4 protein-coding genes are annotated in these 5,476 nt (G+C 72.4%); 1 reads left to right on the top strand and 3 read right to left on the bottom strand.

Annotated elements, in window-relative coordinates; genetic code table 11:
- Positions 1-57 precede the first annotated feature (57 nt).
- A complete protein-coding gene (locus AC5LSR_RS21275; RefSeq protein ID WP_250282388.1) occupies positions 58-615 on the top strand; it encodes a beta-class carbonic anhydrase in 558 nt (185 codons plus the stop codon).
- 250 nt (positions 616-865) lie between these two features.
- Here AC5LSR_RS21275 and AC5LSR_RS21270 read toward each other — a convergent pair whose 3' ends face one another.
- From AC5LSR_RS21270 to AC5LSR_RS21260, 3 genes are all read right to left on the bottom strand, one after another.
- Positions 866-1,966, bottom strand: coding sequence for a TIGR03089 family protein (locus tag AC5LSR_RS21270; RefSeq protein WP_493465257.1), 1,101 nt, complete (start codon positions 1,964-1,966; stop codon positions 866-868).
- 207 nt (positions 1,967-2,173) lie between these two features.
- On the bottom strand, positions 2,174-3,757 hold the full coding sequence (locus AC5LSR_RS21265) for an LCP family protein (RefSeq protein WP_250282390.1): 1,584 nt from the start codon (positions 3,755-3,757) through the stop codon (positions 2,174-2,176).
- Positions 3,758-4,523: 766 nt separating this feature from the next.
- Positions 4,524-5,476: LytR C-terminal domain-containing protein (locus AC5LSR_RS21260; protein WP_493468894.1), on the bottom strand; the 953-nt coding region annotated here is incomplete at its 5' end.

Raw genomic sequence — 5,476 nt, 5'->3', positions numbered from 1 at the left:
TGTCCGATACGCCCACCGTGCCGATGCATGCACCGCGCCGATGGAGGTTGTACGACCATGACCACGGTCGACGCTCGCGATGATCTGTCAAGCTCGGGACGTTCCCACAGCGTCACCGACATCCTGACGGAGCGCGCCGCCGGCTTCGCGACCGCCCGGCGCAGCGGCGGCGGTCAGCCACAGGCCCGACCGGCTCGCCCGACCACCGGGGTCGCGGTTCTGGCCTGCATGGACGCTCGTCTGGACGTGCACGCCTTGCTGGGGCTGGGCGAAGGCGACGCGCACGTCCTGCGCAACGCTGGCGGGGTGGTCACCGATGACATGATCCGCTCGTTGGCGGTCAGCCAGCACGAGCTGGGCACCACCGAGATCATCCTGTTGCACCACACCCAGTGCGGGATGATCTCGATTACCGATGACGGGTTCCGGGACAAGCTGCTCGAACGCACCGGCGCCCGCCCGGACTGGCCCGTCCACGCGTTTGATGATCTTGAGGAGAGCGTGCGGCGGTCCATCGCGCGGCTGCGTTCCAACCCCTTCCTGGCCGCCACGACGTCCGTCCGGGGCTTTATCTACGATGTGGCCACCGGCGAACTACACGAGGTCACCACCTGACCTCGGCGGCGCCGTCTGCCGCGGGAGGGCCCACGCCCGTACGGGCCCCGGCCCCGTACCCCTTACGCGGTGACGGCGGCATGGGCCTGGGCCCGCCGGATCCGCGAGTGGAGCCGCGACGGGAAAAACATGGGTTGCAAGAGGCTGGTGGCCACGTCACCGCTCCGCCCGCGGGCCTGCTTGATCCGGTTTCGTGAACGCGTGTGATGGCGGGCGCGCGACGGGTTGTCCGGACGGCTGATGATGGTGGTTATGGCAGTTCGGTGGTGAGACGGCGGATGGCGGGTGCCCTCTGTTCCGAGAGGGCGTCCGGCCTGGCCGGCTCGGATGTGGTTGGCCGGCTCGGGTCGGAGGTGGGCCGCGCGGAGCCGGCCGGGCCGCATACGGCAGTGACGTGCTCGACGGCGATCCGCCGGGCGAGCAGGCTCGGGTCCAGGTGGCGGCAGAGGACCACCGACGCGCCGACGGCCAGCGGGCCCAGCAGGCCGCCGAGCAGGCCGTCCGGCGTGTCGTAACCGGCCGTGGTCAGCACCCGGTCCGCCGCGGTCAGCTCCCAGGCCCGCGCGTAGTAGCCGGCCAGCCGGGTGAGAGTCCGCTGGTTCGCCGGTGGCGCAGGTGGGACGAAGCGGTCGCCGTGGCTGAGGACCTCGGCCGCGAAGTCGAGCACGCCCGGCACCGGCTGAGCGAGCCGTCCACCCAGCGGGCGCAGGGACAGCGCGATGATCTCAGCTCCGTCACCCACCACGGCCGGGTCGTCCACGGCCTGCTCGGTCACGAACACCGCTGCCGGTGGGTCGTCGTGGCTGTCCGTCCCGGCTGTGGCACCCGCGCCGGCTGTGGCGTTCGCGCCGATGGCGGCGCCAGGCCGGTGGATGTTCACCTGGGCGCCCGCCGACCACGCGGCGAGCAGCACCACCGCGGTCTGCCAGTGCGGCGGCAGGGCGATCTGGATGGTGTCACCCGCGGTGACGCCGAGTGTGTCGACGAGCAGGTTCGCGGTCTTGGCCACCCAGTTGTCGACGGTGGTGGCGGACAGTTCGGTCCGCTCGCCGGTGGCGTCGTCGTAGAAGGTCAGCAGCGGACGTCCCGCGTCCGCGCGCACCCGACGGGCCAGCAGCGCGGCGACACCGGCCACGTCGGCTGGAGCACCTCCGGAGCCACCCGCACCGGCTGGGGCGCCCGCGGCACCCGGGGTGCCCGCGGCACGGGGCGTGCCGGCCAGTGCCGCCGCGCCGGGCGGGCGAGCGGGGGAGCCGAGGGCGTGCGCGGGCACGGCGGCCACAGCGGCGTCCAGGACACCGGTGAGAACGCCGTCAAGATGGCGTCCCGCGGGCAGGGGCGACGAACTCATCGGATGCTCGTACTCATGGGACGCCTACGTTAGAGCACCGCTGGTCCGGCCGGCTGCCCGGCTGCCCGGTGGTCTGGCCGGTGGTGTGCTGCCGGTCCGGCCGGTGGCCTGGTGCTACGGCCGGCGCTCGTTCCGGGCCGCTGCCGTGGTATGCCGGCTACGGGCATGCCGATCACGAAAAGTGCGATCGCGCGGAGCTGTGCCTGCTCACGGTGTACAGGATGTGTTCGCCGGGGCGACGGTCGGTGCCGTCGGCGCTGGCGCGCTCGGTGCCGCCCCCGCGCCGGCCGTTGTCGTGCCACCGGCCGGGCCGGCTCCCACCGCCCCGCGCAACGCGCCGCCGGGCGCGGCCGGCAGGTCCAGCGTGTCGGTCACACCGGTGAACGAGGCGCCGAGGACGACGACCAGCCCCCGGCTGATCGTCGGATCCTCGATGGTCCGCGAGTCGGTGATCATTCGGCTGAGCGTCTGCGCGGCTTCCTCCTGCCCGGCGGGGTAGCGGATCTCCGTCATGACCTGGCCGGCCGGGCCGGTGGTCGTGCGCATCGAGCCGGCGAAGCCCAGGGCGCTGAGGGCGTCGGTCGTCTGCGCGGCCAGGCCGGAGCGGCCGGTCTTGTTGCGGACCTCGGCGATGCTCACCTGGTTCGGCGGGAGCGAGGGCTGGCTGAGGGCCCCGTCGTCGCCCCCGTGGCCGGCGGCCGGCGGGGCGTCCGCCGTCGGGCGCAGCGGAGCGAGCAGGGAGGCCAGGCCGGCGCGGTCGTAGAACAGCACCTGGCCGTGTGGGGGTATCTCGCCCTTGTCGTTGATGGCGCCGTCCGCCTTCGTCGGCACGAAGGTAGGTATAGTGACAAATGTTACTTTACCGCTGGTAATCGCACTGAGCCGTTGCGCGATTTTGATCATCGCACCGTTCTCGGTGAGGCCGTTGTCGACCTTGAGCGAGCCGCCGACGGCGCCGATCAGCTGAGTGATCCGTACCGGGTTGGTGAGGACGCCCGCGCTGGTCGCCTTCTCCAGCAGCTTCGACAGGAACTGCTGCTGGCGGGCGACCCGGTAGGTCTCGTCCGGCAGCGCGTGCCGGGTGCGGACGAAGGCCAGCGCCTGGTCGCCGTTGAGATGGTTGACGCCGAGCTTCCCCCGCCACTGCGAGTAGTTGTCGCGCAGGTTGGACGTGCCGCCGCCGGGCAGCGGGGCCACGCACACGTCCACCCCGCCGACCGCGTCGGTCATGGTCTTGAAGCCGGCGAGGTCGATCGAGATGAAGTGGTCGATCTTCAGGCTGGTCAGGTTCTCCAGCGTACGGGTGAGCCCTTCCACCCCGCCGTAGGACAGGATGTTGGTCAGCTTGTCCTTGCCGTCCCGGGGCGTCTTCGACAGGCCGGGAGCGACCGTCACGAGGGTGTCCCGGGGGAAGGAGACCAGGGTGACGGAGTTGTCCCCCCCGAAGTGGGCCACGATCGTGGTGTCGGAGCGGACCCCGTCGACCTGGCCGTACTCACCGTTGGTGCCCGCCCGGCTGTCGTCCCCGAGCAGGAGGATGTTCATCTCCCCGGGCCGTTCGGCCGGCCGGCTGCCGCCGGGCGACCAGGCGACTCCGGTGACCGAACTGTTGAAGTAGCGGTATGCCGCCCATCCGATGGAGCTGACCGCCAGGACCAGCACCGACAGGGCGGTGGCCGCCCCGACCGACAGCACGCGCAGCGGTGAGCGCCCGTGGCGGCGCGTGCTCCGGGGGAGCCGTGGGTTGAGCTCGGCGGGCAATGCCGGCCGGCGCGCAGGTCTGCGACTCACCGGCGTGTTCAGTCCTCCTCGGCCGGGGCGACTTCTGTGGCGGTGTCGGTCTCCACGAGGCAGCGTGGCCCTGTCTGATTAGGACGCTTTGGGCAGCTCTGACGTTGCCATGAAGCGAACGACAGCTCACCACCGGGTACTGGGAAGAACCATAAGTAACATCATCGTCACTTAAGTCGTGGCTCGCCGGATCGGGTGCCCGAAGCGGGCGGGCCTGCCGTCGGCCCGCCCACACTGTGCCGGCACCTTACGCGGCGGATGGCAGACGGCATTGGCTGCACTGGTGATCCGGGAGCCGACTGCTCCCGGTTCGCAGCGATTCTAGCCAGCCGGCAGCCGACGCTCCGGCCTGCCCGAACGAGAGAAACGAGACACCACGCACCCGTCCCGGGACGGCTGGCGGCTGCTCCGGCCTGCCCCTGCCGGCTGCGCGGCCACGCCTGGCCCTGGACGACCGGCGCCTGATCCCGGGCCGGGACCTGACCGGGCCCGGGATCAGGCCTGATGGTGCCCGGGCCCGCCGGGCCCGGATCCAGCTGGGCTCAGGCCCGCCGGGCCCCGCTGGAGCGCCGGCCAGGTAACCATACGTATCCCCGCGAACGGTGGCACACCTCGATGGACGCCGGCCGCCGGAGAAGATCAGCGCGAGTTTGTCGTTGTGTACGCTTGTGCGGCCAAAAAAGCGTACACAACGACAAACTCGCCTGGATCATGGCCGGTACGGGTGGGTGGTCGTGGATAGGATCCGCGCCACTTGACCGGCGCGCTAAAACGTACAGCCGGCGGTGAGTTCGGCCGCGGTGACGGGCGCTGGTGGTGGCGTCGGGCTCGGCTGGGCGTGTGTCGAGCCGGGCTGGCCTGTTGCCGTGCCCGTGCCGTCCGCGTCCGGTGGGCCGGTGCCGGTGCCGGTGCCGGTGCCTCGGCGAGCGGTGCCGGCGGCGCTCCCGGTGCTGGCACCGCTGCCCGGGCTGGCGGTGCCGGCGGCGACCCCGGAGCTGGCGGTGCCAGTGGTGCTCCCGGAGCCGGCGGCGACTCCGGAGCCGGCGATGCCGGCGGCGATCCCGAAGCCGGCGGCATCCTCCGGGCCGGTGGCGCGGGTGGGATCCTCAGAGTCCGCCGCCGGGGTGCCGGCCGGCGCCGGGACGGCGGTCAGCGCCTTCGTGTTCACCCCTTTGAAGCCTGTCCCGAGCACCAGCGTGACCCGCTCCGACAGGGACGGATCCTCACGCAGCTGTGCCCCGGGGATCGCGGCGGCCACGGTACGCGCCGCGGCGAGGCCGCCCGGGCCGTAACGCACCAGCGAGGTGGCCGTGTGCCGGTTGGCCGCGCTGCTGACGTGGGCGACCTGGAAGCCGGCCGCGGCCAGCTCCCGGGCCGCGTTGGTCGCGAGGCCACCCATGGGGGTGCCGTTGAGGACGTCCAATGTGATCGACGACGGCCGCAGCAGCGTCCTGCCAGCGGGGCCGGCCGGCGTGGGTGTCGCCCCGGTGGCTTTCGGTGCCGGTGCCCCGTGGCGCCCGGACGGCCGTGCCGCGGAGCTCCCGCGGCCGCGCAGCGGCGCCAGGAACGCCTCGAGCCCGTCGGGGTCGTAGACCTGGACGGAGCCGAAGGGCGCGATCTCGCCGGCCGCGTTCGCGCCTTCGGCCCTCGTCGGCGGGCGGACCGGGATGGTCTCGAAGCTGATCGCGTTCGCGGACATGCCCCGCAGCCGGGCCGCCA

The sequence above is a fragment of the Protofrankia sp. CiP1_Cm_nod4 genome (assembly GCF_982290645.1).
The sequence above is the reverse complement of the archived record's forward strand: the minus strand, read 5'-3'. Positions and strand labels throughout refer to the sequence as shown.